General features: G+C 40.3%; 22 protein-coding genes and 2 pseudogenes. 11 read left to right on the forward strand and 13 right to left on the reverse strand.

Translation table 11 applies throughout. The features are described from left to right. Positions 1-183: 183 nt before the first annotated feature. Positions 184-285: pseudogene (locus tag NPA43_RS19355) on the forward strand (transposase); the annotation flags it as partial. Positions 286-366: 81 nt separating this feature from the next. On the opposite strand, the gene NPA43_RS17335 reads toward NPA43_RS19355, so the two are convergent. The 7 genes from NPA43_RS17335 to NPA43_RS17365 all read right to left on the reverse strand — a co-directional run bounded on the left by NPA43_RS17335 (position 367) and on the right by NPA43_RS17365 (position 9,378). Then, the gene (locus NPA43_RS17335) at positions 367-1,254 is read right to left on the reverse strand and encodes a 2-hydroxyacid dehydrogenase (RefSeq protein WP_371930245.1); all 888 of its coding nucleotides are present in this window, start codon (positions 1,252-1,254) and stop codon (positions 367-369) included. A 369-nt stretch (positions 1,255-1,623) separates the two neighbouring features. Then, positions 1,624-2,421 carry a fumarylacetoacetate hydrolase family protein gene (locus tag NPA43_RS17340; protein WP_256499119.1) on the reverse strand — a complete coding sequence of 266 codons (798 nt, stop codon included), beginning with the start codon at positions 2,419-2,421 and terminating at the stop codon, positions 1,624-1,626. Positions 2,422-2,520: 99 nt separating this feature from the next. Further along, the gene (locus NPA43_RS17345) at positions 2,521-3,786 is read right to left on the reverse strand and encodes a cation:dicarboxylate symporter family transporter (protein ID WP_256499120.1); all 1,266 of its coding nucleotides are present in this window, start codon (positions 3,784-3,786) and stop codon (positions 2,521-2,523) included. A gap of 412 nt (positions 3,787-4,198) precedes the next feature. Further along, positions 4,199-4,759, reverse strand: coding sequence for a FumA C-terminus/TtdB family hydratase beta subunit (locus NPA43_RS17350; protein WP_256499121.1), 561 nt, complete (start codon positions 4,757-4,759; stop codon positions 4,199-4,201). A gap of 24 nt (positions 4,760-4,783) precedes the next feature. Beyond that, positions 4,784-5,662, reverse strand: a complete 879-nt coding sequence (locus tag NPA43_RS17355) for a fumarate hydratase (RefSeq protein ID WP_282069100.1) — start codon at positions 5,660-5,662, stop codon at positions 4,784-4,786. A 338-nt stretch (positions 5,663-6,000) separates the two neighbouring features. After that, positions 6,001-7,353 (reverse strand): IS1182 family transposase, encoded by a 1,353-nt coding sequence (locus NPA43_RS17360; protein ID WP_256499122.1) that lies wholly within the window; start codon positions 7,351-7,353, stop codon positions 6,001-6,003. A gap of 120 nt (positions 7,354-7,473) precedes the next feature. After that, positions 7,474-9,378, reverse strand: coding sequence for a sigma 54-interacting transcriptional regulator (locus NPA43_RS17365; RefSeq protein ID WP_256499123.1), 1,905 nt, complete (start codon positions 9,376-9,378; stop codon positions 7,474-7,476). A 588-nt stretch (positions 9,379-9,966) separates the two neighbouring features. Between NPA43_RS17365 and NPA43_RS17370 the strand changes: the two genes are divergently transcribed. The 9 genes and pseudogenes from NPA43_RS17370 (at position 9,967) to NPA43_RS17410 (ending at position 17,424) form a co-directional block, all read left to right on the forward strand. Then, complete coding sequence (locus NPA43_RS17370; protein WP_256499124.1) at positions 9,967-10,392, forward strand: MarR family winged helix-turn-helix transcriptional regulator; 426 nt, start codon at positions 9,967-9,969, stop codon at positions 10,390-10,392. 255 nt (positions 10,393-10,647) lie between these two features. Then, entirely contained in the window at positions 10,648-10,809 is a 162-nt protein-coding gene (locus NPA43_RS17375) for a hypothetical protein (protein WP_256499125.1), read from the forward strand. A 270-nt stretch (positions 10,810-11,079) separates the two neighbouring features. Continuing rightward, positions 11,080-11,820, forward strand: coding sequence for an oxygen-insensitive NADPH nitroreductase (nfsA, locus tag NPA43_RS17380; protein ID WP_256499126.1), 741 nt, complete (start codon positions 11,080-11,082; stop codon positions 11,818-11,820). 39 nt (positions 11,821-11,859) lie between these two features. Further along, positions 11,860-13,293, forward strand: a complete 1,434-nt coding sequence (locus NPA43_RS17385; protein ID WP_256499127.1) for a DHA2 family efflux MFS transporter permease subunit — start codon at positions 11,860-11,862, stop codon at positions 13,291-13,293. Between the two features lie 271 nt (positions 13,294-13,564). Next, positions 13,565-13,684: pseudogene (locus NPA43_RS17390) on the forward strand (IS6 family transposase); the annotation flags it as partial. 76 nt (positions 13,685-13,760) lie between these two features. Beyond that, positions 13,761-14,003, forward strand: a complete 243-nt coding sequence (locus tag NPA43_RS17395; protein ID WP_256499128.1) for an LLM class oxidoreductase — start codon at positions 13,761-13,763, stop codon at positions 14,001-14,003. Positions 14,004-14,186: 183 nt separating this feature from the next. Beyond that, positions 14,187-15,155: an NAD(P)H-dependent flavin oxidoreductase gene (locus NPA43_RS17400; RefSeq protein WP_256499129.1), complete on the forward strand. Its 969-nt coding sequence runs from the start codon at positions 14,187-14,189 to the stop codon at positions 15,153-15,155. Between the two features lie 44 nt (positions 15,156-15,199). Next, entirely contained in the window at positions 15,200-16,066 is an 867-nt protein-coding gene (locus NPA43_RS17405; RefSeq protein WP_256499130.1) for an alpha/beta hydrolase, read from the forward strand. After that, entirely contained in the window at positions 16,063-17,424 is a 1,362-nt protein-coding gene (locus NPA43_RS17410; RefSeq protein WP_256499131.1) for an NtaA/DmoA family FMN-dependent monooxygenase, read from the forward strand. Before NPA43_RS17405 ends, NPA43_RS17410 begins: the two co-directional genes overlap by 4 nt. A 763-nt stretch (positions 17,425-18,187) precedes the next feature. Here NPA43_RS17410 and NPA43_RS17415 read toward each other — a convergent pair. Continuing rightward, positions 18,188-19,246 (reverse strand): Gfo/Idh/MocA family oxidoreductase, encoded by a 1,059-nt coding sequence (locus tag NPA43_RS17415; RefSeq protein WP_256499132.1) that lies wholly within the window; start codon positions 19,244-19,246, stop codon positions 18,188-18,190. Between the two features lie 363 nt (positions 19,247-19,609). On the opposite strand from NPA43_RS17415, the gene NPA43_RS17420 reads away from it, so the two are divergent. Then, entirely contained in the window at positions 19,610-20,701 is a 1,092-nt protein-coding gene (locus NPA43_RS17420) for a branched-chain amino acid aminotransferase (RefSeq protein WP_099728049.1), read from the forward strand. Positions 20,702-21,015: 314 nt separating this feature from the next. Here the strand turns inward: NPA43_RS17420 and NPA43_RS17425 are convergent, their stop codons facing one another. The 5 genes from NPA43_RS17425 to NPA43_RS17445 form a co-directional block, all read right to left on the reverse strand. Continuing rightward, on the reverse strand, positions 21,016-21,414 hold the full coding sequence (locus tag NPA43_RS17425) for a hypothetical protein (RefSeq protein WP_034660737.1): 399 nt from the start codon (positions 21,412-21,414) through the stop codon (positions 21,016-21,018). 117 nt (positions 21,415-21,531) lie between these two features. Then, positions 21,532-22,860, reverse strand: coding sequence for a 6-phospho-beta-glucosidase (locus NPA43_RS17430; RefSeq protein WP_256499133.1), 1,329 nt, complete (start codon positions 22,858-22,860; stop codon positions 21,532-21,534). After that, positions 22,857-23,183, reverse strand: coding sequence for a PTS lactose/cellobiose transporter subunit IIA (locus NPA43_RS17435; RefSeq protein WP_230031591.1), 327 nt, complete (start codon positions 23,181-23,183; stop codon positions 22,857-22,859). The genes NPA43_RS17430 and NPA43_RS17435 overlap by 4 nt, the downstream gene beginning before the upstream one ends. A 26-nt stretch (positions 23,184-23,209) precedes the next feature. After that, entirely contained in the window at positions 23,210-24,559 is a 1,350-nt protein-coding gene (gene celB, locus NPA43_RS17440; RefSeq protein ID WP_099727159.1) for a PTS cellobiose transporter subunit IIC, read from the reverse strand. 14 nt (positions 24,560-24,573) lie between these two features. Beyond that, positions 24,574-24,879 (reverse strand): PTS sugar transporter subunit IIB, encoded by a 306-nt coding sequence (locus tag NPA43_RS17445; RefSeq protein ID WP_008355465.1) that lies wholly within the window; start codon positions 24,877-24,879, stop codon positions 24,574-24,576. Between the last annotated feature and the right edge of the window lie 23 nt (positions 24,880-24,902).

A 24,902-nucleotide genomic window follows, 5' to 3' on the forward strand; every position in this document is an offset into this window, starting at 1 on the left:
GGATTGAACCCATAGAGTGAGACAAATAAAAAACACCTTTACGTTGAAAACGGGTATGGTGAAGTGAACCCAAAAAGTTAGACACGTAATTTATTAAGCAGCCTGTAGGGCATGAGTTCGGTATTCCACCGGGCTCTTGCCCTACAGGCTGCTTCACAAAAAATTTCGGCTTTTTTTGTGCTGAATACAATCTATTCCTGTAGGCTGCACACTGAATATGGAGATCTCCAGTTGACGATCCCGCGTGACCGCAACGGAGAATTTAAACAACAGACTATCGCACCTTAACGGCGCTTTAATCACACACAAAAAAGAAAACACCTTCGCCTGAGCAAAGGTTGTTTTCTAAGTTTCCTATAATATTATTCACTTAACTTTTATTAAATTTGGTGGTACTTCACCCTGGAGTCCAGCTACTAAGTTAACGGCTCCCATCATGTCCATATTAAACCGAGTTTCATAGGTGGCAAAGCCAATATGGGGCAGTGTCACAACATTGTTCATTGTGAGCAGAGGATGGTCCTTATCCATCGGTTCTTGTACAAAAACATCAAGCCCCGCGCCGAGAATTTCTCTTGTTTTCAGTGCCTGGATTAAAGCCTGCTCATCCACTGTTTTTCCTCTTGACCCATTAATAAAAATAGCTGTCTCTTTCATCAACTCGAATTCCCTTTGCCCGATCAACTTTTCAGTCTGGGGAGTTAAAGGCGTCATTAAACAAACAAAATCAGACTGTTTTAAGAGATCATCCAATGTACAATAGGTTGCATTGTATTTCAGTTCCGCTTCTTCATTCCGAGAACGGTTGTGATATAAAATTTGCATATCAAACCCAGAGTATGCTCTTTTTGCTATCGCTGTCCCCACTCTACCCATGCCAATGATTCCTAATACTTTGTGATGAACATCGACTCCAAACCATTTTTCTTCGAGGGTAGATTTCCATTGTCCTGTTTTTACCCATTGATCTAACTCAGGAATTCTTCTTGCTGTAGATAGAATTAATCCAAAAATAGTATCTGCTACTGTATCATTCAAAATATCCGGAGTATTGGTAGCAATTACTCCATGTTCTGCCAATGCAGATAAATCAAGATTGTCATAACCAACAGATGTATTACACACAATTTTTAGGTTAGGTGCTTGTCCTAACAATTCTTGATCAACTTTAAGCCGAGATCCTAAAATGCCTTGGGCGTCTTTCAGTTCTTCAAGAAATACAGGATATGTTTGTGAATCTATTTTTTTAAAAATAAGTTACATTTAATGTATCTCTAAGAAAATCCAACACTTTTTTATCGACTTTTATAAACAATTACCTTAGGTTTCATGAAAGATCCCCCATTTCCTTAACATGTTCCGACCAAAAATCAGTTCCATTTTGTCATTATTCCTAGTAAAAGTATATATTCTGAAAGTGATTCTCTTGACTAACAATGGATCAATAGCTTTTTTTGACAATAATGGAAAGTCAACGTTTTCCGTAAAGTTCCATAAGAAAAGCATTAGCAGTTTTGATGCTAACGCTTTTCTTACCTCTATGCAGCTGATGAATTCTCAGTAGTCCATTTTTTAAAAAGCAAACTTATTCGTACTTAAATATTAACAGATAAATAATATATTTTATTTTACATAATTACATAGTTTTCCGATAGCCTCTACTTCAACAGAAACTATGTCGCCTGACTGCATTGGACAACTTCCTGAAGGGGAACCAGTGGCTAAAATATCCCCTGGTTCCAGAGTCATAACCTGTGAAATCCAACTGATAAGGTAAGGAATAGAAAGGGACATTTGATTTGTATTGCCATCCTGAACCACTTTACCATTTAAAGTTGTAACGATTCGTAAATTGGTTGGATCTATGCCTGTTACAATCCAAGGCCCCAATGGACCAAAAGTATCAAAACCTTTGCCGCGTGTGAACTGGGGGTCCTTTTTTGTTAGGTCTCTTGCCGTTACATCATTAAAGATAGTACAGCCAAAAACGTAATCGAGAGCCTCTTCTACTTTTATATTTTTTCCGCGTTTTCCAATAACGAGTGCCACTTCTCCCTCCATTTCGACCTGCTTGGTTAAATCACTGGAAGGAAGAATAATTTCCCCTTTATTTGGAATCAAAGAAGATGTTGGCTTTAGAAATAAAAATGGTTCTTTGAGATAAGCCTTTCCCCCAGTCTCCTTTGCATGCTCAGCATATGTCCAGCCGAAATTAATCACTTTTGAGGGTGCTACAGGCTCCAAAATTTTCACATCACTATATTTCACCTTTATCCCATCATATTTTATTTTCTTGTTGACAAGTTCAGAAAAATTACTCGACAGTTGTAATATCATCTCACCCTCAACAATACCGTAGTGTATTTCTCCGTGATGGTTCTGATAGCGAACTATTTTTTGTGTTTTTTGTAGCACCTGCATGATGAACAAACCCCTTTTACCAGTAAGATATATAGAACTCATATAACGCAAAATTCAGATTTATTTATAATCAAAACTTATGAAGCAGCCTTCTCTTTTTTAAACTGCAGTACTCCTGTGAGCGATGTATTCTTTATTCTTTTCTGTATCAAATTGGCCTTCCCATTTCGTAATAACCACTGTTGCTAAAGCGTTTCCAAATACGTTAAGAGTAGCTCGGCCCATATTTAAGAGAAAGTCAATTCCCGCGATAAAAGCTAAACCTTCAAGTGGCAGACCTGCAGCTGCTAAAGAAGAGAGGAGTACGACTAATGCTCCGCCAGCTACTCCGGAAATTCCTTTTGAAGTGACTGCAAGAATTAATACTAATGTGATTTGTGCACTTAGCGACATGTCAATTCCGTAAAGCTGGGCAATAAAAAGGGAGCTAAGAGCCAAATATATACAAGATCCATCTGTATTGAAAGAATATCCAATTGGAACAACAAATGAAACGATAGGTTTAGGGCACCCGTATTTCTCTAGCTTACTCATCACTTGAGGCAAAGCAGATTCCGAACTCGACGTAGAGAACACAAGAAGCAATTCATCCTTTAAAAGTTTAATAAATTCGATAAAATTGATTTTAAATAATTTGGCTACTATTCCAAAGCAAACAATAAAGAAAACCAAGTACGCTGCATAAGCGGTAACGATTAATTTGCCTAATGGAACCAGAGAGACTGCACCAAACTTGAAAATTGTTACACCAATCAGTCCAAAAACTCCAAATGGTGCGACTTTAAGGACAAATGAAACCATATGAAACATAGCGCCTGATAAAGTTTTAAAGAAATTCAGCAGGGGCTCGCCTTTTTCTCCCATAGCAGCAACACTCAGACCTAAAAGAACAGCGAAGAAAATAACGGCTAAAAGGTCCCCTTTGGCCATCGAGTCAACTATATTCGTTGGAACAATATTAGTAATAAACTCTAAATGGCTCTCTTTTTCCATCTCCTGTTCAGTCGCCATGTAATTGGATATATCCCCTTGCGAAAGCGCATTCATATCAACCCCTGCACCAGGCTTGAATACGTTTGCGAAAAGGATTCCGATTACAATTGCTACAGTAGTAGCTATTTCGAAATATAGAATGGTTCTAAACCCTAATTTCCCAAGCTTTTTGGCACTGCCTAATCCAGCGATGCCAACTACAATACTTGAAAAAACGATAGGAACTACAACCATTTTAATTAAATGCATAAATATGTCGCCTACTGGTTTTAGGTAGGTCTCGACACTAGGATGTTGGTAAAATACCAAACCAACATTGATACCAGATATTAATCCTAATAAGATTTGGATAGGAAGTCCCAGTTTTTTCATTAATGTTACCCTCCCGTTTGTTTTATTCTTTAATACATTTTTGAATGAAGTCTCCCTCTTCAAGCCTATAAAGGGCTTAGCTTAGTGGTAAGGACGAATTGAATGTCGGTTAGGATTAAGTTTTCATCTAAAGACTTTTTTTCCCCATGAATTAAAATAGAAATCTTGTAAGGGGCCTTAACAACTAAACATATAAGGTTACAGAAGATCGTGTGTTGCCACATAAAATGTTTTCAGTGTTATTTGGGTTATAGACAAAAATCAAGCTACTATGACAAATCCAACTTACAATCTTTTCAGTGCCTTTGGAACAAAGGAGTTAACTCGGTCATCTTCTCTTGGTTAGAAGAAACATCCCGAGAAACTCCCAGCTCAAGAAAAGGTAAATCGTAGATAGCCCTCAATTGCTATATTATCGCACTAACGTTCGATACTTAGCGATCTCCTGTTCATAAAGGTCTTTTCCGTGTGCATCATAAACAACTAAAACAGGGAAATCCTTAACAACAAGTTCACGGATTGCCTCCGGACCCAAGTCTTCATAGGCGACTACCTCCGCAGCTTGTACCTTATCGCTTAGAAGGGCAGATAACCCGCCAATGGCAGAAAAGCAAATGGCTTTCTCATTTTTACATGCGTCTTTTACAGATTGACTGCGAGGCCCTTTTCCAATCACACCCTTAACCCCATACTCAAACATAGCTGGCGTATAGGGATCCATACGTGAAGCTGTTGTAGGGGCAATAGAGCCAATAACCTGTCCAGGCTTAGGTGGTGTTGGTCCAGCATAAAAGATGATTTGGTTACGTAAATTGATCGGCAGTTGTTCATTGTTTTCAAACCGCTCCAAAAACCGCTTATGCGCAGCGTCCCTCGCTACATAAATAACTCCATTTAAAAAGACTTCATCCCCTGCATGTAAACTTAAAACATCTTTACTAGTAAGTGGTGTTTCTATATACACTTTAGCCATTATTTAGCACCTTCTTTTCTGAATTTAAATGAAGCAGGATTTTTTTCGCGCTGCGTGACATTGAATATTTACCGCAACTGGTAGAGCTGTGATATGACATCCGTATGTTTCAGCAGACACCCATAAGGATGTATTTGTTCCGCCCAGCCCCTGCGGACCAATACCCGTCTTGTTAATTTCTTCAAGCAATTCTTTTTCTAGCTGTGCAATATGTGGTTCGGGATGGTACTGGCCAATATCACGCAGAACCGCCTTCTTAGCGATTTCTGTTACTTTGTCAAAGCTTCCACCGATCCCAACACCAACCACAATCGGCGGGCATGCTCTTCCACCTGCTGCTATAATAGTGTCCAGCACAAACTTCTTCACTCCTTCAACTCCCTCTCCCGGAAGCAGAAATTTCATGGCGCTCATATTCTCACTTCCGCCACCTTTTGGCAAAACCGTTAATTTAATTTGGTTTCCAGCAACGAGTTTGGTGTGTATCACACCCGGCGTGTTATCGTTTGTATTTTTCCGGAGTAACGGATCTCCAACAATAGAGTTGCGCAAATAGCCTTCTTTGTAGCCTTTGCGAATCCCTTCGTGGATCGCCTCTTCAAAATTTCCTCCGTGAATGTACACGTCCTGCCCGACTTCAGCGAAAACAACCGTTAGTCCTGTATCATGGCAGTACGGACGATCTTCTTTTGCGGCTAATGAAGCGTTCTCAATAAGCTGATCAATAATGGATTTTCCTAACGGCGACTGCTCCGATTCTCTCGCTCTATGAAATCCTTCTACAATATCATCTGGCAGTTTGTAACAAGCCTCCCAGCAAAGTGTTGCTACTGTGTCACGAATTTGGTCAACGGAAATTTTTCTCACTGTGCTGCGAATTTGGTCAATTGAAACTTCACTCATGCTTTTTCTCCACCTTTATGTTTTTTGTCTTTCATTATCGTAAGATGCATTTTTCGTGCCAACATTGCTAATACCTAAAATTCTCTTACGAAAAATACAAAAATTCCTTTGTTTACAGCGGTTTGCCTAGAATGAACATCTTTATAAGAAAGAAAATTATGGGGCTTTAATGCAATTTATACTTTTTCATATTCGAAACGTTCATTTCATTTTTGAAACAAAAAAAGAAGGCTAATTGCCTTCTCAGATTGTAGAGAAACTCATGTTTTTCTACAATCTTTTTTATTTTCATCGTAATTATGATGGATGAGATTTAATGAAAAAGGCCTCCCACACACCTAGCCTAGCTTCGCTAGGTGTGTGGCAATCTTCTTCATGTTCTGACACGCAGCTGTGAGAAGCACTTGCTCACTCACATTTTGTTTTCCCCTCAACCGGCAGTAGCGAAGCCCGTGCAGTTGTTTTGAATCTGCAAAGCTTCGCTCTATTTTTTCTTTTCTTTTTTTATATAGCTCTTTTCCAGAGGCAGACAGACGATTTTGTCTGATCTTTTCTTTGTGTTCCTCCCATACATGTCTTGAGATCACTTTCTGATGATTTTTCGATCTTGTACAGCTCTCAAGGAAAGGACACGATACGCATTTTTTAGGGTCTGATTTGTAGAACCTATAACCTTTTCGATCAGTTGTCGTATATAATAGCTTCTCGCCATTTGGGCAGATGTAGTGATCAGATTCAGAATCATACTGAAATTTCCACTTCTCAAATAATCCTCTTGTTGGATGAAAGCGTCTATGTGCGATGACACCAAAAATATGGCGATCCGATAAACCTTTACAGATTGAGGTTGTCAAATAACCAGAATCAAGGGCAACAGCTTCTACTTGAAAACCAAATCGGGCGATTTGGTGATCCAATCGATCAAGATACGGAATAGAATCATGGATATTGCCGGGGGTGACATGGGCATCCGTGATGATATTGTACTTCATATCCGTTGTACGGTGGTCTAGGTAGAAAAAGCCTTCCGGTTTATTTTCACGATAAAGATAGCCACTTTCAGGGTCAGTCATACTTTGACGAATGTCTTTTTTTGTTTTCACCTCCTCTTTTACCTTTAAGGGCTTTTTTCCGTGTGCCACCCGCTCTTCTTGGATCGCTTCTTCTAATTCATTTATATAGTTCTGGGTATCTTGTTCAATCGTTTTTCTCGTATATTTATGTTTATTGGCATTGGCTTTAAGATGAGTTGAATCAGTAAAAAGAACGCGGCCTCCTACCATATCATGATTGATGGCTTGAAGCACAATTTCATCAAAAATATCTTGAAAAATCGTTGTATCTTTGAATCGAGTACGACGATTCCAGCTAATGGTCGAGTGATGAGGAACGGGGTCATTGATGTTCAAACCTAAAAACCATCTATACGCCATGTTATAGTAAATTTCTTTTTCAAGTTGTCTTTCAGAACGGATACCGTACAGGTATCCGATAAACATCATTTTGAACAAAATAAGTGGATCAAGAGAAAGGCGACCTTTATTCTCGCTATAATACGGTTTTACTTTATCTACGATAAATGTAAAATCAATGTACTGATCAATTTTACGAAGCAGGTGATCCTCTTCGACCAGTTGATCTAGCAATACAAATTCGGCTTCGTGCTGATAAGAATTTCTAGTGTGGAACATGAGAAAAACACCTTCCTTTAGTATGCTTTTCTCTATTATAAAATGAGGAGATGGAAAGTTTAAGGGAAAAAATAAAGCTGTCGAGATTTTCTCGACAGCCTGGCTAATTGCCTTCTCTTTTTACTCTACTATTTGTTCGTTATTATCGATTTGTAATTTCCTCCATAGAGTGGTTTTACTGATATTGTATACCTCGCATAAGCGCTCTTTGTTTCCATCATATTCATTTAACAACTTTCTCCAAATGTCCGTCTCCATTTTTCTGAAATCTGTTGAAATCTCTACTTCGAGTTTTTGTACTGTTTTTTGCTTCTTTTTTATCGATTGAATAATTTGCGAAACAAGATCCTGTGTAATCGTTCCTTCCGGCGTACAAATAACTAAACGATGAATCGCATTTTGAAGTTCTCTTGCGTTCCCGAGCCACTGATGATCAAGTAAAGGAAGGAATACGTCTGTATTTCCCCAAACCAACACTTGATTTTCTTGCTGCATTTCTGCTTTTAAAAATGAAATGGCTAAAGGAATGATATCTTCTTTTCGATCACGAAGCGGGATTAAACTCAGCTCCAACACGCTAAGTCGGTAATATAAATCTTCTCGAAACGACCCTTCCTTCGTTAAATCAAATAACGGCTTGTTCGTTGCACATATTACGCGAACATCAATCGGAATAATACGGTCTCCTCCAATTCTTCTTACTTCTTTTTCCTGTAGCACACGCAGCAATTTCGCTTGAAAAGGGAGAGAAATTTCCCCGATTTCATCTAAAAACAGCGAACCGCCATGTGCTAATTCAAACAGGCCAGGCCTGCCGCCTTTAATCGCACCGGTAAACGCCCCTTCCACATACCCAAACAATTCGCTTTCCAATAAATTCTCGCTTAGCGCAGCACAATTAACCGAAACAAACGGTCCTTTGTTTCTTTTGCTTGCATTATGGATGCTTTGTGCAAATAATTCTTTTCCCGTTCCTGTTTCTCCATAGAGTAATATCGTCGCTTCAGACTGAGCATATGATCTAGCTTCGGTGACCACCTGGTTCATTTCAGTATTAGTGGTGACAAAGTCATCAAACGTATTTTTTGCCGTCAACCCTCGATCATTCAGCCGCTTTCGTATATTCAACTCCATGTTTTGAATTTTACTTATTTCCTGGTATATTCCTACTGATCCTTGGAAAATAGAATCAATATAAATAGGAATATGATGAATGACGATCTTTTTCCCATTTGCTAACGTATGAAGCATTTCACGCTCTTCTTTTTTCTCCTGGATGACGTTCAGCAAAACGGGATCTGTAAAACAGTCCCAATATTTTCGACCGGCGATATCCTGTGGAAACCCGAATATCCTTTTAGCTGCGTCATTATATACTTTAATAATACCGTCCGAATCAATTGTAAGTACCGCCTCATGGATGACATCCAGAATTGACTGCATTTCCTTTGTTTTCGTTCGTTCACTTGTCTGAGCCCGAAGAACATTCATGGCCGTCTCCAATGCTGTGAGCACTGACTCTTCACTAGACTTCAGCAAATGGCTATGAACGTGATGCTGAAGCGCAATTTGCGCAGAAACTCTATCTCCGATAATGGCTTCGACTTTTTCATCTTCAATTAATCTTTTCACAACATCTTCAATGCTTCCGTCTGCATCTGTAACGAATATTAACTGCAGTTGATCGGACAGTTCCATCACGCGGCTTGGTTTAGACAAAATATTTGCTGGAGTAATGATAGCAATTTTTTTGTAACCGCTACGGGCAACAGCACTAATCGATTTCAAAATATCTGCCGGGGTAACCGGTACATCAATTACCGGTAACTCTTGCATTTTTCGAAGAGATTTGGCCATGCCTCCCCTTGAAATAATCACTCTCGTTGCCGGTTTAATTTGCTGCTGCCAGGGATTTTCAGGATCACCTGATATTAGTAGCGAGAACGGAATATCTGTTTTTTCACGAAGCTGCATTGCATCTTTTGCAAGCTCTGGATACGGAGCAATAATTAAAATATCTTCCAATCTCTTCACCTTCTAATGTTCATTATATATCCACACTTTAATCCAACTGTAAAAAATGGTCAAACTATCAAAAAATATTATTTTCCCTTACAGATCCTATAATAAAACAGAACAATGCTATTAACCGGATAAGATTGTTCTACTCTTTGTTTTCTACAAAATTAGGGGTAACTTCCTTCAATTACTTGTGCTTACTTTATAATGATTTTTTCGTAAAAGTGTGCCTTAACGCATAATTACTTTACAAACTTTATGCTTAAATCAGGTTTTATGTATAGTAGTAATGTTCCCTATAAGTTACAAAAAAAGAGGGTACAGCTGTACCAGAATGGAAAAACGAAAATATCTAGGGCTTCATTATATAGAAAGCTGTCAGAAGTGAATAATTAGTCACTCTTTATTCCATATAAGGCCCCGATTGTAGAGTTCTCTAATTACGTAGCAGACCAAATACTGTACAGCAATCAAAAAAAAAACTGTAATCTAAATTTAACGATTGTGAGGAGGTACGTTCAATAAATTGACAACTAGATTTAAACCGTGATATAGTTAGCTTACTAAATACATTTTAGTGGTGGAGGAATATCTATGAATGATAAGGTTGATTGCGATATTCGTCAGTCGCTAGATAAAATTTCATTTCAAATGCGTCGAGATTATAGTAAAAGTCTAAGAGAACTTAATCTTTATGTAGGCCAAGATAATTTACTCTATCGTCTGTGGTCAGATGATGGGTTAACACAAATGCAACTATGTGAACATTTAAAATGTGAACCGCCTACGGTCACAAATATGGTTAAATCATTGGAGCAAAACGGTTTTATTTACCGTCAACGTGACAAACAAGATGCAAGGGTTATGCGAATTTATCTAACGCAAAAAGGCAAAGAATTAGAAGAACCGGTTGAGTTCATATGGAAACAACAGCGAGAAAAACTACTCCATTCAATCTTACCGGAAGAACGTTTATTATTGAGGGATCTTATGAAGCGTATGGAGAGAAACTTGCTCTAAGTTTTCTCTGTTCAAATATTTAGTATACTAAATAAATAACTTCAACCTAAATGTATTAAATAGTTATAATATCGTTTATCAAATGGATTTCTAAAGGCGCATTGAACCCTTCTTTACAACTAATTTAGAGCCTGAGGATACTAATAGTATTCGAGATACTAGAAATAAAAAGAAGAACTATCAGAAGATTAACCTCCAGCAGTTAGTTAGTAAGCTAAATTTTAGTTACTTGGAGAAATAAAAGAGAAGAGATACATGGGGAATAGAAAAGAGATGCAATTAGCACTACAAATGGTTTCTGGATACGGAGCTGAATTCAGCGCTTGGAGGATGCCTGGGACCGACCCAGCAGCCTACACAAATACGGATAATTATGTGGAGCGGGCTAAATTAGCTGAAAAGGAAAATTTCAAATGATCTTTATCGCCGATACTCCAGCATTAACCGGCGACTTAGGACCTCAGATTCCTATGTTCCCTATGGATCCTATGTTAGCACTAAGTAGTTGCAGGTACCCCCGTACAAGATGCTGATTTCTTGGAAGAATGGTTTTTGGCCGGTGCATGTGAAGGCTTCTCGGTTGTTCCACAGAGAATATGAAGGAAAAACATTGCGCGAGAATATGGGAGTACCTTATCAATACGGAAGGCTGAAAGATAACAATAACTAATAGAGGAGAGGCTTAAAATGAATACCACCCTTGATTTGCTTCAAAACCATACATCAATTCGTTCTTTTACAAATCAACCACTTACAGAGGCACAACGAAATGCGATCTTTAAGGCAGCTAATCAAACTTCATCATTCAGTCTACTACAAGTGGTTTCTATCATTAGAATTACAGATCCAGAGCTACGAAAAAAAGTGATGCAACTTTCTGTAAATCAACCTTATATTGAAGAAGCAGCAGAGTTTTGGATTTTTTGTGCAGATTTTAACAGAAATCATGAAATTGCACCAAAGGTAGACCTTAATTATATTGAATACCTTTTAATAGGTACATTCGACGCTGGGCTAATGGCTCAAAATGCTCTAACTGCAGCAGAATCACTGGGACTCGGTGGTGTCTATATCGGTGGAGTAAGAGCGAATATTACTGAATTAACCGAGGTATTAAATTTACCAAAGCATGTGGTTCCTTTAGTAGGGCTATGCATAGGGTATCCTTCTGGAGAAAAACCTGGACTAAAACCACGTTTGCCTCAATCGATGGTCATGTTCGAAAATCAGTATCAACCGTTGGATGAAGAAAAATTAGCAACTTATGACCAACAGATGCGTGAATATTACCAAAATCGTCCTGTTAATGCGCCTTTCACAGTGAAGAAAGTAAAGGGATGGAAAGATCATATTGAGGATCACCTTGAAAGAAGTAAATTGCCCTTTATGCTTGAGTATTTAAACAAACAAGGATTCGCTAAAAAATAAACTATTATTAATTAAATTAATTTATAAGGAGATAAAAAAATGAATAATCAATACAATACGCGTGCCATAATGGCATCGCTGCTTATCTGCGGTTTCGTTGGCATGTTCAGCGAAACTGCCCTAAATATTGCAATCACTAATTTAATGGAAGAGTTCCAAATTTCGGCCGCAACTGCACAGTGGTTAACAACTGGGTACCTGTTAACTCTAGGCATTATAATGCCAATAAGCGGTTTGCTGCTGCAGATGTTTACGACAAGGCAGATGTTCATGGGTTCACTCATCAGCTTTATCGTTGGTACATTAATTGGGGCGCTCGCACTTAACTTTGAAATGTTAATGTTCGCCCGAGTATTACAGGCAGCAGGCATGGCCTTGTTGCTTCCACTCTTATTCAATACAGTACTTGTGATATATCCGCCTCAAAAGCGGGGTGTGGCAATGGGATTTGTCGGACTTGTTATCATGTTTGCACCAGCGATCGGACCGACCATAAGCGGTCTATTAATTGAATATTTAACGTGGCATTACATCTTCTGGTTATCACTTCCGTTCCTGATTATTGGGTGGTTGATAGGGTTGAAGTACTTGGAAAATGTCACCGATGTCACGAAGGCCCGGATAGATCTGTTGTCTGTCGCATTGTCAACTATCGGCTTTGGAGGAGTTGTCTTTGGTTTCAGTAAGGCAGGCGAAGGAGCGGAAGGTTGGAGCAGCATGGTCGTAGTCACATCCATCATAGTTGGGCTTGTTGCGTTGGTATTGTTCATACTGCGACAGAACCTTATGCACGATCCAATGATGAATTTGAACGTTTTCAAGTATCCGATGTACGTCACCGGGCTGCTTCTAGTACTGTCATGTATGATCTTTGTTATGTCGAGCATGATCATTTTGCCGATGTTTTTGCAGACTGGTGCAGGGCTTTCTGTTTTCATCGCTGGTCTCATGCTTTTGCCGGGCAGCGCGTTGAACGGTATCTTAGGACCATTAGTGGGGCGTTTATTCGATAAATTTGGACCGAAATGGCTTGTTATTCCTGGCCTCATTCTCGTTGCTGTCGTGCTATGGTTTTTTACCACCCTATCCCCTGCTTCTTCAGTGGTCTTTATAGTAGCTTTGCATACTGCGCTTATGGTGGGGATATGCATGATTTGGATGCCTGCTCAAACGAACGGACTAAATCAATTGCCGCCAGAATTATACCCGCACGGCACAGCAGTCTTAAACTCACTTCAGCAGGTTGCAGGCGCAATTGGAATAGCGGTAGCAATCAGTATTCTTACGAATGGTAAGGAAAAATACTTGCACGGCTCCTCTGATCCGACTAAGCTGACCGAAATAGCAAGCGCTACGACGGCAGGTACACAAAGTGTGTTCTGGATCATGCTGATAATAGCATTGATTGGCTTGATCCTGGGATTTTTCATTCGCCGGGTAGTCAACCACGAGGAGAGGTATTCAGCGCACTGATGTATTTTTATCTTTTCGGGTATTTTACTACATGTAATGTACCCGATAACTATAAGAGAAAAAAGGTTCTTTTATAAATAGTTATTCTTCTAATGATTAAAAAGGAGTTTTATTAAATGGTGAACAATGAACTTTATGGTTCTGGTGCCAAAACTTCAAGACCATTGCGTAATCTCTAAATCTTGACATACTGATACTACTACTCTACAAAAGGTGTGTGATCGGTATGGAAAACCAAAATTTATTCAAATGAAAACATTATCAGCCCCACATTATTTTGCTAACAGTGAGATGGTACCTGCGGTACAACTTAAGCTTTCGTAATGTAGTGGAGATGATGGAAGAACGTGGCTTATCAATGGCTCACACAACGATGACGCGTTGGGTTCATTAATATGGACCGGAATTAGATGAAAGAGTTCGGAGCCCGATGAATAGTATATCAGAGTAAAAAGTGCCTGAAATATATGTTGGGATCTAGTGAAGGCGGTTTACAGTTTGCCGTAGAAAAAGGAATTGGTTTAGCATTCGCAGCCCATTTAGCACCTCATTTAGCAATTTCAATCCTTCGGTCATATCGAAAAGACTTTAGACCATCAGTGTATATGAAGGAGCCAAAAAGTATATTAGCTTTTGGTGTTATTGTAGGAGAAACAGAGGAAGAGCAAAATATTTGGCAGGTCCCGCAGAGTTATCCTGGGCAAGAATGAGTACTGGTTCATCTAATTTATCATTACCAACGTTGGGAGAAGCCAAAACCCATATCTATACACCAGAGGAAAAAGCAGCTCGAAATGCTAATAGAGACCGATTTGTAATAGGGAGCGTCAATGAAGTAGCTCACCGATAATGCAGGTTGCAAAAGCAACGTTAGTAGAAAGTGAGGAAACGCAATGAAAAATCGTGTAACAGACATTTTAGGGATTGAAAAACCTATTATTCAAGGACCAATGAGTTGGCTAACAGACGGTAAGTTTGTAGGAGCTATTAGTAAGGCTGGAGGACTGGGTGTGCTTGGCATCAATGCTGGACAATCAGAACCTGCCAAGACCGTTGAAGAAACGGTGGAGAATATGCGCCGTGAGGTTCGTATTGCTAGAAGTATCACCTCAAATCCTATTGGAATCAATATCATTCCTACGGTGGTAGGTTTTGACCTCTATACACAACCCATGCTAGACATGATGATAGAAGAGGGGGTCGAAGTGGCTGTGATGGTAGGGTCATTTTCAAAGGAATGGACTCAAAAATTTAAGGCCAACAATATCAAAGTCATTTATCGAGGGGCACCAACTGTTGAAGTGACAGAGGAAGCTATCAAAGGTGGTGTGGATATTCTGGTTGCCACAGGTTTTGATGAAGGGGGACAAGTTCCAGCAAATGTTATTGGCACCTTTTCTATTGTGCCCTTGGTGGTAGATGCTGCAAAAGGTCGTGTGCCAGTATTAGCCGCTGGCGGGATTACAGATGAACGCACTGCCAAAGCTGCGATGGCTCTAGGAGCGGAAGGGGTGTTTGTCGGGACTGCCTTTCTTGCCTCAAAAGAGTCTCGTATGGCTGATAATATTAAAGATGCTTTAATTAAATCAGATGCTAATGATATGTTGCTTTATCGCACGCAACCTGCCTATTACCGTTCTCTACCAGGGGAACTCCCAAATAAATTGGCAGAAATGGATCGCAATTTAGCCACAAATGAAGAGATTTACCAAGCATCGAATCCAGCATCGGGGATGAGAAATGGCATGCTATACGGTGATTTATCAAAAGGTTTCGCCTCATTGGGGCTTGGCATTTCAATAATCCATCAAATTGATTCGGTTGAAATCATTATCGATCGTTTAATGAGTGGCATTGGGTGAAAATATATTCTAGTAAATGCTTTAAGATAAGAAAGGACGATTAAATGAACAAACAGACAATAGAAAGAAATACTACAGAACTGGTTGCAGGATATGATAGTTTAAACCTTTATCTAACCAAAGATTATCCACAAAATCCACCCAAAGCAGTACTGATTATTTCGCATGGTTTGGCAGTGCATTCGCACGGCTTTGCCGATTTTGCCAAAACGATGAATAATCATGATATTGCCGTCTATCGTTTTGATGCAAGGGGACACGGTAAGTCAGATGGTAGGGATAAAATCCATCTCAACAGTTATTTTGAAATGGTAGAAGATTTACGTCTTGTGGTAGAAAAATCCAAAACCGAAAATCCCAATCTTCCGATTTTTGTGATGGGACATAGTATGGGTGGAAACATCACCGCACTTTACACCACAAAATATCCGCAATCTGCTGATGGTGTGATTTTGGCAGGGGCTGGGGTGCGTTTCAATCAATTAAATCTTGATGACTTACCACGCCCAGAACCTGCTGACAGCTTTGTTAATGGCGTGGAGACCATTCATAAAATGTTGAATTTGCCAATGGTAGAAGAAGAAAGCGACAGAGATTGGTACGACCCATTGATGTTAGAAACCTTTTCTGTGTCCTTTTTCAATGGGATTAAAGAAAGCGTGCAATACCTCAAAGCTAATGCTGACAAATTTATCGCACCTGTTTTACTGGTAAGCGGTAGTGATGATGTGTATGTTGTGCCGAAAGATGCCATTGATTTTTATCAAGAAACGGCTTCAAAAGATAAAAGTTTGAGACTTTATAGCGGAATTGGACATTATTTGATGTTTGAACCAAACGGAGATGTAGTAGTTGATGATATTGTGAGATGGATCAATCAGAGAGTGAAAAATAATAAAGGAGAAAAATGATGAACGAATATTTAGATAATTCAGACAAGAAAATCAAGCTGGCCATCATGTTTGTAACAGGCTATGGTGGTGAGGGTTATTCATGGCGATTTAATGATAGTAATCCGAAGGCTTACACCGACATCAATGCCTATATTGAGCTTGCCAAACTTGCTGAACAGGGTAAAATTCACATGCTGTTTATTGCGGATACACCTGCGATGGTGGGAGCTGGGGTAAATGGTAATATGGCTCGAAAATCACCGATGTTTGTAATGGAACCGATGACGATGCTAGCTGCTGTTGCCACGCATACCCAGAAAATCGGTTTGATAGCAACCTATTCTACCACTTACAACTTACCGTATAATTTGGCTCGCCAACTTAAAACGCTGGACCTCATAAGTGGTGGGCGTGTCGGTTGGAATGCGGTAACAACAGGAACTCGTGAGGTTGCTTATAATTTTGGATCTAGTCCTCTGCCTGACACTACCACTCGTTATGAAATGGCAGATGAAATGGTAGAAGCAGTGCAGTCTCTTTGGGGAAGTTTTGGCGAAAATGCCTACATTACAGACCAACAAACTGGCGAATTTATCAAAATGGATCAATTAACCCCTGCCAATTTCAATGGTCAATACTACCAGACCCGGGGCCCACTTCCCATTCCACCAAGTCCGCAAGAGCAACCGCCTATTTTTCAGGCAGGTCCAAGTTTTGAAGGGGTGGAAATGGCAGGTAAATTTGCCAGCGGTGTTTATGCTAACCCTTTTACGATTGAAGAAGCTCGTCATTACCGTAATTTGTTAAAACAAAGTGCGATAAAATACGATAGAAACCCTGATGAAATCAATATGTTTTCTGGTTTTATGGTTACGGTGGGCGATACTTATGAAGAAGCACTTGCCCGCCGTCATCAGTTACTGGATTTTATGGGAAAAGATGCATTTGACGGACAAATTCGCTATTTATCAGCGATGATTGGCGTAAATTTACATGACTTGAATTTGAATGAACCCCTACCAAAATCTTTACAATATCAAGCCACGCCGAATCCAGGCGACCCACGCTCACTAAGAGCAGTAGAGCTAATCAAACAAGGACTAAGTCCAAGAGATGTATTGGCAAACGGAGTCATCAACTATCACCCTGTAGTGGTTGGCACGCCTGACGATGTGGCGGATTTCATTGAAGAATGGTTTAAAGCAGGGGCAACGGACGGTTTTTCCATTGTGCCAGAAAGTCAAAAAGGTGTAAAAGATTTTGTGGAAAAAGTTGTGCCCGTGTTGCAAAAACGAGGCTTATATCATCTTGATTATGAGGGAAATACTTTGCGTGAGCACTTGGGTGTGCCGAAGCAATATGGAGTGAGAAAGTAGGGATAAAAAGAAATACTGTTTGAAGTTGTTTTTCAGACGGCATTTTTATTTTTTTCAGGCAACCTAAGGGAAGCTACGACCAATTTTGCCAAATTTATTGTGAGCTTAATGGCTTGTTTATTTTCATTTTGGAGAAATTATTTTTCGCCTATTCTGAATAGAGTTTTGAAAAAGTTGCTACAAGACATTTTTCTTCTGTCCAAATAGAGGTAATCATTGGTACTTTATGAATCGACAATAGGATAAGTACCGATCACGGATATTTGAAAGTAAATGAAAGTGAATACATCACCTGGAAAAATGGAGCCAAAAACGTCTGAGCAGGCACAGCTTTTGCTGGATTCAATGGTTGTCATATTGAACACTTTCCAAGAATCTCACGATGAATTTTTAACTATCAAACAAACTATACTAAAGGCGATAGATTGAATTGTGATAATTAATTTGTAAGTCCTATTGAATAAATCAACTATACAATTAGGAGCTTTTCTTTAAAAAAGGAGAGCTTCTGTTTTTATGTTAATATCGGCATTATTGCTGCAACGAGTGATCTTTTGCTACACAGTACAGCCATACTGTTCAACAAAAAAACTATATTCATACAATCAGGCGCTTTAATTGAGCAATTAAAAAAGCCTAATTTCTTCACAATTAATTAAGAAATTAGGCTTTTTGATATTGAAATTTCCTTAACGTTGTAAATCCTTTCAGTGGTTTTACAAAGCCATTCCTAGCTGAAAGAAACTGGCGAGTAGAATAAAATTTAGATATTCACCGGATTCGCTGAATCCAGTATGACTGTTTTGCCTGTTTTATAAGATTCTCTACCACCGGTCGCAATTTCTAAGGCTTTTAAACCATCTCGTGCCGTTACACTGGATTTACTGCCTTCTTCAATACTCTTGAAGAACTCTTTTAATTCTAAAAAGTATGCATCTGTAAATCTATCTGGAAAGTCTGGGACAATGTCATGAGTGTATCCTGATGGAGTAAGAATATTTATATTGTGATGACTCAAATTGTTGCCAATCAATAAGGTTCCTTCTGTTCCGATAACTTGGGCTCGAATGTCGTAGTCATAGTAAGCATTTCTGCTCGCTTCAACATCTCCTGCAGCTCCTGATTCAAATTCAATATAACTAAGCGCCTGATCTACATCATTGTATTCAGCCACATATGGATACTTTATGACTTTCCCATGCGCTAAGATATTTGTTACTTCTGAACTCATTAGGAAACGGGCAATGTCGAAATCATGTATTGATACGTCCACAAAAATACCTCCACTGTTTTTGATATATTCAGCTGAAGGCGCTACTGGGTCTCGTGAAATCCCCCTAAAATAAATGGGCTTTCCAATATCACCAGCTTCAATACGACGTTTCGCTTCAGCGTAGGCAGGATCAAAACGTCTCATAAATCCAACTTGGCAGAAGATGTTATTTTCTTCTATTATTCCGCATATTTCCCGACCATCTTTCACTTTCAAAGTAAGAGGCTTTTCTACGAAGATGGCTTTTTTGCTCAATACAGCTTTTTTCAATACTTCAAAGTGAGTACTAGTAGAGGTTGCTATAATAACGGCCTCTTTGTATGTACCGCCTCTCATGTAAATCGTTGCCCCAGCTTTAGCCATACTTGCCGATTTCTTCAGTGTGCGGAAAGGTTTTTGCTGCGTTCCCGGGTTTTGGTCGTTTCCGTTTGTTGCCACGTAATAAGTTGTGCCTTGCTTGGCGCCAGCCTCCTCTGTCATCGCTTGACAGCCAAAGCTGATCACGGTTATGAATATAATCAGTAAGATACCTGGTATCATTCGTTTCATCTCGTTGTTTGCTCCTTTCACTTCTCTTCTTCCTTTATCGGTTAAAAAAAAGAGGATTAAAATATGACGCTGCCCCTTGCAAGGTACTGGTCAAAAGGTGTATGGTTGAAAGAATATCTTACAGGAACCACTCGTTTTAAATTGTCAGATTAATCAGTTAATAATGCATTTGGTTTTTATTTCTTTTTTGAAAAGGGGTGACATGAGCCAAACTAACGGGAGAGAAGGAAAGCGCTTTAACAGATTTTTCTTGTCTGAATTCTAGAAAACCTATTGCTAATATTTTGTGAAGGTATAGAATAGAATCATAATTATTTCATATTATTAGAATTTTCAAATAATCAAACAGCAAGGAGATTTACGATGCCAAAACAACCCATCCGCGTTGAACTTAGTTCAACAAAAAAACCAAAACCTCAATCTGATCAACTTGAATTCGGAAAAATCTTCACAGACCACATGTTTGTGATGGATTATTCAATTGATAAAGGCTGGTACGATCCAAGAATTATTCCTTATCAGGCGATTCCAATGGACCCAGCTTCTATGGTCTACCATTATGGTCAATCTGTTTTTGAAGGCTTAAAGGCTTATGTTTCGGAGGATCAAAAAATTCTCTTATTCCGTCCGGAAAAGAACATGGAACGCTTAAACAGATCGAATGACCGCCTATGTATCCCGCAAATTGATACAGAAACGGTTTTAGAGGGCTTAAATGAACTCATTCGTATTGATAAGGATTGGGTACCTGATGCAGAGGGCACTTCCTTGTATATTCGTCCATTCATTATTTCCACTGAGCCATATTTAGGCGTTGCACCGTCAAGCACGTATAAGCTGCTCATTATTTTATCTCCAGTGGGATCATACTATAAAGAAGGCATCCATCCGGTGAAAATTGCGGTTGAAAACGAGTTTGTCCGTGCCGTTAAGGGTGGAACAGGAAATGCCAAAACAGCCGGAAACTATGCATCAAGCCTGAAGGCACAGCAAGTCGCTGAAACCAAAGGGTTTTCACAGGTTCTTTGGCTTGATGGGGTCGAGAAAAAGTACATTGAAGAAGTCGGCAGTATGAATATCTTCTTTAAAATCAATGGAGAAATCGTGACACCTGAATTGAACGGCAGCATTTTAGAAGGCATCACCCGTAACTCTGTACTTGAGCTGTTAAAGCATTGGGACATTCCAGTGACAGAACGCAAAATTTCAATTGATGAGTTAATTGAAGCACATCAAGCAGGCGAACTTGAAGAAATCTTTGGAACTGGGACGGCGGCCGTAATCTCTCCTGTCGGTGAATTAATTTATCACGATCAGCCATATGTCATTCAAAATGGTCAAACAGGCGAAGTATCGAAGAAATTGTACGAAGCCATTACTGGCATTCAAAAAGGAACACAGCCAGACATCTTTGGCTGGACAGTAGAAGTTGACTCGGTTGTCAAGCAGGCTTAAGCATGTGAAAGAACCTTTCAGTCATGAAGGGTTCTTTTTTTGTTTATTTACCCCTCCAATATACCTTATAATGGTAATCATACGTATAAGGAGTGATGGTATGTTTTTTACTTATCTACTAGCGTTCTTAGGTATTTGCATCGGATCGATGATCATAGCTACAGGTTTCGACGATTCACCGTTCCTCACCCGGTTTCTATTTAAGGTTCTCGGGATTTTTATCCTTGTTCTTTCCATTACTTTTGTAAAGGTTAGACGAAAGAGGCTACACAACAAAAAGGCGAAATAGACTCAGATGTCCAGTCAGCCGCCCATCAAATCGTGCACCAAAACAAGACCGATACCCCCACAATCGCCCCTGCATATATCCACTGTTTCCTTTTTATGCTCCGCTTTCTTTCGATCAGTAAAAAGATCTCTGGTAAAAAGACGATGATGATTTCTAGGATAAAGACAAGATAATAAACAAGCGGCATGGGCTGGAAATCAAAGTCTCTTTCATCTCCACCAATCGTTGCGAAATACATCAACAGGTTGGTCACTGGAATGGTAAAACAAACGAGCAGGCGGAGAACATAAATCCACACATACTGTCTATGACGAATAAGACCAATAAATGAAGCAATGATGCCATACAAAAACAAGACCACTGTGCCATAACTCATCAGTGGTTGAACGATAAAGCCGTAAAGCATTAAACCAATTGCAACCATATTCAAACCGTCCTTTCTTTGAAGCCATACATGCTGTTTTTTCTATCATACACTTCTTTCTTGAATTCCCATATGGGGCAATGATAAAAAACGACCCCATAAAGGGGCCACTTTGTTTTACGCTTTGACTGATTTGAAGAATTGCGGTAAATACTCACGGTGCGCTTCGAGCATTTCATCTAACATTTGCTTTGCAATTTCGTCAGAAGGGACAAGCGGGTTGATCGTCATGGCGACAAGAGCCGTCTCGTAATTTCCTGTCACAGCCGCTTCAGCTGCCATGCGCTCAAATGATTTGATTTGCTGAACGAGCCCTCTCACTGCCACAGGCAGATCACCTGTCGCTATAGGTTTTGGTCCGTCCTTCGTAATGATACAGTTCACTTCCACCGCTGATTCCGGTGGAATGCTGGCAATCGCTCCTCTGTTCACTGTATTCACGGGTTGAATGTCATGCTTATCATTATAGATCGAGCTGATTAAGTTACATGCGGCATCGCTGTAATACGCCCCGCCTCTTTTTTCGAGCTGCGGCGGTTTAATCGATAAATCAGGATCTTTATACAGCTCAAATAATTCTTGCTCGACTTGCTGCACAACCTCTGCTCTTGTTCCTTTTTCTTGGGCCGCCTTTTGCTCTTCTTCCAGCATATCTTTTGTTTTATAGTAATAACGGTGATACGGACATGGGATAACCCCTAAGCCTTTGACAAAAGATGGCTCCCAGTTTTTCGCTTCAATGTTTTTCATGGACCACTGGCTATTCGGATTTCCTAGTTCATCGAGCACTTGATCCATAATGCTGACCCCGTCTAAATACACGTCTAATCCATAGACCATGTGATTGAGACCGGCAAACTGCACCTCAATACGTTCAACATCCACATCTAACGCCTTGGCAATCCCCATTTTGATCCCAATCGGCACATTGCATAGACCGACCACTTTTTTTAGATTCGTGTACCGTAAAACAGCTTCTGTGACCATGCCTGCTGGATTTGTAAAGTTCACAAGCCATGCATCTGGACAAAGCTTCTCCATATCCTTCACGATCTCTAGAATGACTGGAATGGTGCGAAGACCTTTAAATAAACCGCCTGGCCCGTTTGTTTCCTGCCCAATGACGCCGTATTTGAGCGGTATTCTCTCATCCTTTGCCCGTGCTTCCAGCAGTCCTACACGAAATTGTGTCGTGACAAAGTCTGCGTCCTTCAGGGCTGCCCGGCGGTCAAGAGTCAGGTGTACCTCAATCGGCAGACCGGCTTTTTCGACCATACGTTTTGCCAGAGCACCCACGATGTTCAGCTTTTCCTGCCCTGCTTCAATATCCACAAGCCATAATTCCTTTACAGGCAATTCATGATACCGTTTGATAAAACCTTCAACCAGCTCAGGCGTATAGCTCGAGCCACCGCCTATTGTGACAATTTTGATTCCGTCTTTCATGAATTGACACCTCCGAGTTGCTTCATTTTTTCATGGAGCTCGATGATTTCCGCTGCAAGCTCCTTGACGGTCATGGCGTTCATGAGATGATCTTGTGCATGAATCATTAAGAGACTGATGCCTGCCTTTTCTCCTCTGATTTCTCCTTGGATCAGCTCTGTCTGTGCGTGATGCGCCTCATTTAACGCGTCCTGTGCTTCCTGCAATTTTTGCTTCGCCTCATCAAAGTTGCCTTGCTTTGCACATGTAATGGCCTCCATTGCAGAGCTTCTGCCATTTCCACCGTGTAAGATGAGTTGAAACACAATTTGTTCCATTTCCATCGGCCGCATCCCCCTTGTTCCCTCTATTACATGCTGACGACATTTTCATCAGTTGATGCTTTTGTTTCCAGCTCACTTTCTTCTTTCCATTTCTGCTTATCCCACATTCTAAAGAACGGGTAGTATAGCGCAAATGACAACGCGAGGTTGATCAGCTGCATAACAGCGCCAGAGATTTTCCCGCCTGTTGCGAGATAGCCTGAAATGATTGGCGGCATTGTCCATGGGACAGCGATTCCTGCCGGTTTTGCCACAAGTCCTGTACTCATTCCGATATATGTGGTGATGATCATCATGATTGGCGTGAGGATAAACGGAATGAGAAGCATTGGGTTCATCACAATCGGCATTCCAAAAATGATCGGTTCGTTGATGTTAAAGATGGCTGGCCCAATGGCAAGTCGGCCAAGCTGTTTCATTTGTTTACTTCTGGCACGTAAGATCATCGTCAGCACCAAAGCAAGTGTCGCGCCGCTTCCGCCGACATTGATGAAAATTTCAAAGAATTGCGCTGTGAAGATATTTGGCAGCACCTCTCCTGCTTGAAACGCAAGACGGTTCTCATCCATCGCACCGAGCCAAATCGGACCCATGACGCCGCCGACAATTGTTGCTCCATGAATACCGCATGCCCAGAGGAGCATTTGCACACCCACGGCGACGATACTCCCGCCTAAGCTTCCACCAAGAATGGAAAGCGGTGTGCCAATTAAGACGGTGATGATATTATGAATACTCTCAAAAGGTGTCATCTCAATCACAAGTCTCGTGACCCAGATCAGCGTGATCACCACAAAACCTGGAATAAGTGCGATAAACGATTTACTGACGGCCGGCGGTACACCATCAGGCATTTTAATGACAATATTCCGCTGTACAATGAAGCGGTAAATTTCTGTTGAAAGCATGGCAATAATCATGGCGACGAATAACCCTTTGCTGCCCATGAGTGTGACCGGAATTCCGCCATTCACTAGGATGGCTTCTGTTGAGCCTTCAGGTGTGAAAGGCACTTGATATGGCGTGGCCAAAAGGAAAGCCGCGACAGCGATCGCACCAGATGATAGTGCATCAACGGCATACTTTTCAGCAAGCCTGTAGGCAATCCCAAAGGTTGCAACAAGTGCCATAATGTCAAATGTTGCATTAACAGGATAGGATAGTTTCGTGGCCCATTCGGCTCCAAAGATACTTGCCATAAAATCGCTGTATCCTGGGATCGGAAGGTTGGCTAAAATGAGAAACAGTGAACCGACAATAATGAGAGGCATGGTTAAAACAATTCCGTCACGCAATGCTTGTAAATGTCTTTGAGCGGCAATCTTTCCTGCAAACGGCATAACCTTCTCTTCTAGAAATCGGTTGAATCCATTCATCCCTTCCGCCCCCTCTATCCGTTCACTAGCTGTTCAGCAGATTTTAGAACCTCGGCGCCATTACACACGCCATAATGCACGGTATTAATGACGTCTACTGGAATTCCTTTTTCTTCTCCGAGCTTTTTCATTTGTGGTAATAAATATCGAACCTGAGGTCCTAATAAAAGCACATCGGCTTGATCAATATGACTTTTTGCAGCATCTCCAGATACCGCCCAAATGCGATAGTCTTTTCCTTGTTCTTGTGCGCTTTTCTCCATTTTTGTGACAAGTAAGCTTGTTGACATACCTGCTGCGCAAACCAATAAGATGTTCATGTGTAAACGCCCCCTTTTCAAAG

The sequence above is a fragment of the Bacillus pumilus genome (assembly GCF_024498355.1).
In the GTDB taxonomy this organism is placed as follows: domain Bacteria; phylum Bacillota; class Bacilli; order Bacillales; family Bacillaceae; genus Bacillus; species Bacillus pumilus_P.

Coding starts and splice junctions, on each gene's coding strand:
- NPA43_RS17345 (WP_256499120.1), bottom strand. CDS start 3,786: ATGAAAAAACTGGGACTTCCTATCCAAATCTTATTAGGATTAATATCT.
- celB (WP_099727159.1), bottom strand. CDS start 24,559: ATGAATGGATTCAACCGATTTCTAGAAGAGAAGGTTATGCCGTTTGCA.
- NPA43_RS17405 (WP_256499130.1), top strand. CDS start 15,200: ATGAACAAACAGACAATAGAAAGAAATACTACAGAACTGGTTGCAGGA.
- NPA43_RS17395 (WP_256499128.1), top strand. CDS start 13,761: ATGTTGGGATCTAGTGAAGGCGGTTTACAGTTTGCCGTAGAAAAAGGA.
- NPA43_RS17370 (WP_256499124.1), top strand. CDS start 9,967: ATGAATGATAAGGTTGATTGCGATATTCGTCAGTCGCTAGATAAAATT.
- NPA43_RS17375 (WP_256499125.1), top strand. CDS start 10,648: ATGGGGAATAGAAAAGAGATGCAATTAGCACTACAAATGGTTTCTGGA.
- NPA43_RS17410 (WP_256499131.1), top strand. CDS start 16,063: ATGATGAACGAATATTTAGATAATTCAGACAAGAAAATCAAGCTGGCC.
- NPA43_RS17355 (WP_282069100.1), bottom strand. CDS start 5,662: ATGAGTGAAGTTTCAATTGACCAAATTCGCAGCACAGTGAGAAAAATT.
- nfsA (WP_256499126.1), top strand. CDS start 11,080: ATGAATACCACCCTTGATTTGCTTCAAAACCATACATCAATTCGTTCT.
- NPA43_RS17420 (WP_099728049.1), top strand. CDS start 19,610: ATGCCAAAACAACCCATCCGCGTTGAACTTAGTTCAACAAAAAAACCA.
- NPA43_RS17340 (WP_256499119.1), bottom strand. CDS start 2,421: ATGCAGGTGCTACAAAAAACACAAAAAATAGTTCGCTATCAGAACCAT.
- NPA43_RS17415 (WP_256499132.1), bottom strand. CDS start 19,246: ATGAAACGAATGATACCAGGTATCTTACTGATTATATTCATAACCGTG.
- NPA43_RS17360 (WP_256499122.1), bottom strand. CDS start 7,353: ATGTTCCACACTAGAAATTCTTATCAGCACGAAGCCGAATTTGTATTG.
- NPA43_RS17400 (WP_256499129.1), top strand. CDS start 14,187: ATGAAAAATCGTGTAACAGACATTTTAGGGATTGAAAAACCTATTATT.
- NPA43_RS17430 (WP_256499133.1), bottom strand. CDS start 22,860: ATGAAAGACGGAATCAAAATTGTCACAATAGGCGGTGGCTCGAGCTAT.
- NPA43_RS17350 (WP_256499121.1), bottom strand. CDS start 4,759: ATGGCTAAAGTGTATATAGAAACACCACTTACTAGTAAAGATGTTTTA.
- NPA43_RS17385 (WP_256499127.1), top strand. CDS start 11,860: ATGAATAATCAATACAATACGCGTGCCATAATGGCATCGCTGCTTATC.
- NPA43_RS17445 (WP_008355465.1), bottom strand. CDS start 24,879: ATGAACATCTTATTGGTTTGCGCAGCAGGTATGTCAACAAGCTTACTT.
- NPA43_RS17425 (WP_034660737.1), bottom strand. CDS start 21,414: ATGGTTGCAATTGGTTTAATGCTTTACGGCTTTATCGTTCAACCACTG.
- NPA43_RS17435 (WP_230031591.1), bottom strand. CDS start 23,183: ATGGAAATGGAACAAATTGTGTTTCAACTCATCTTACACGGTGGAAAT.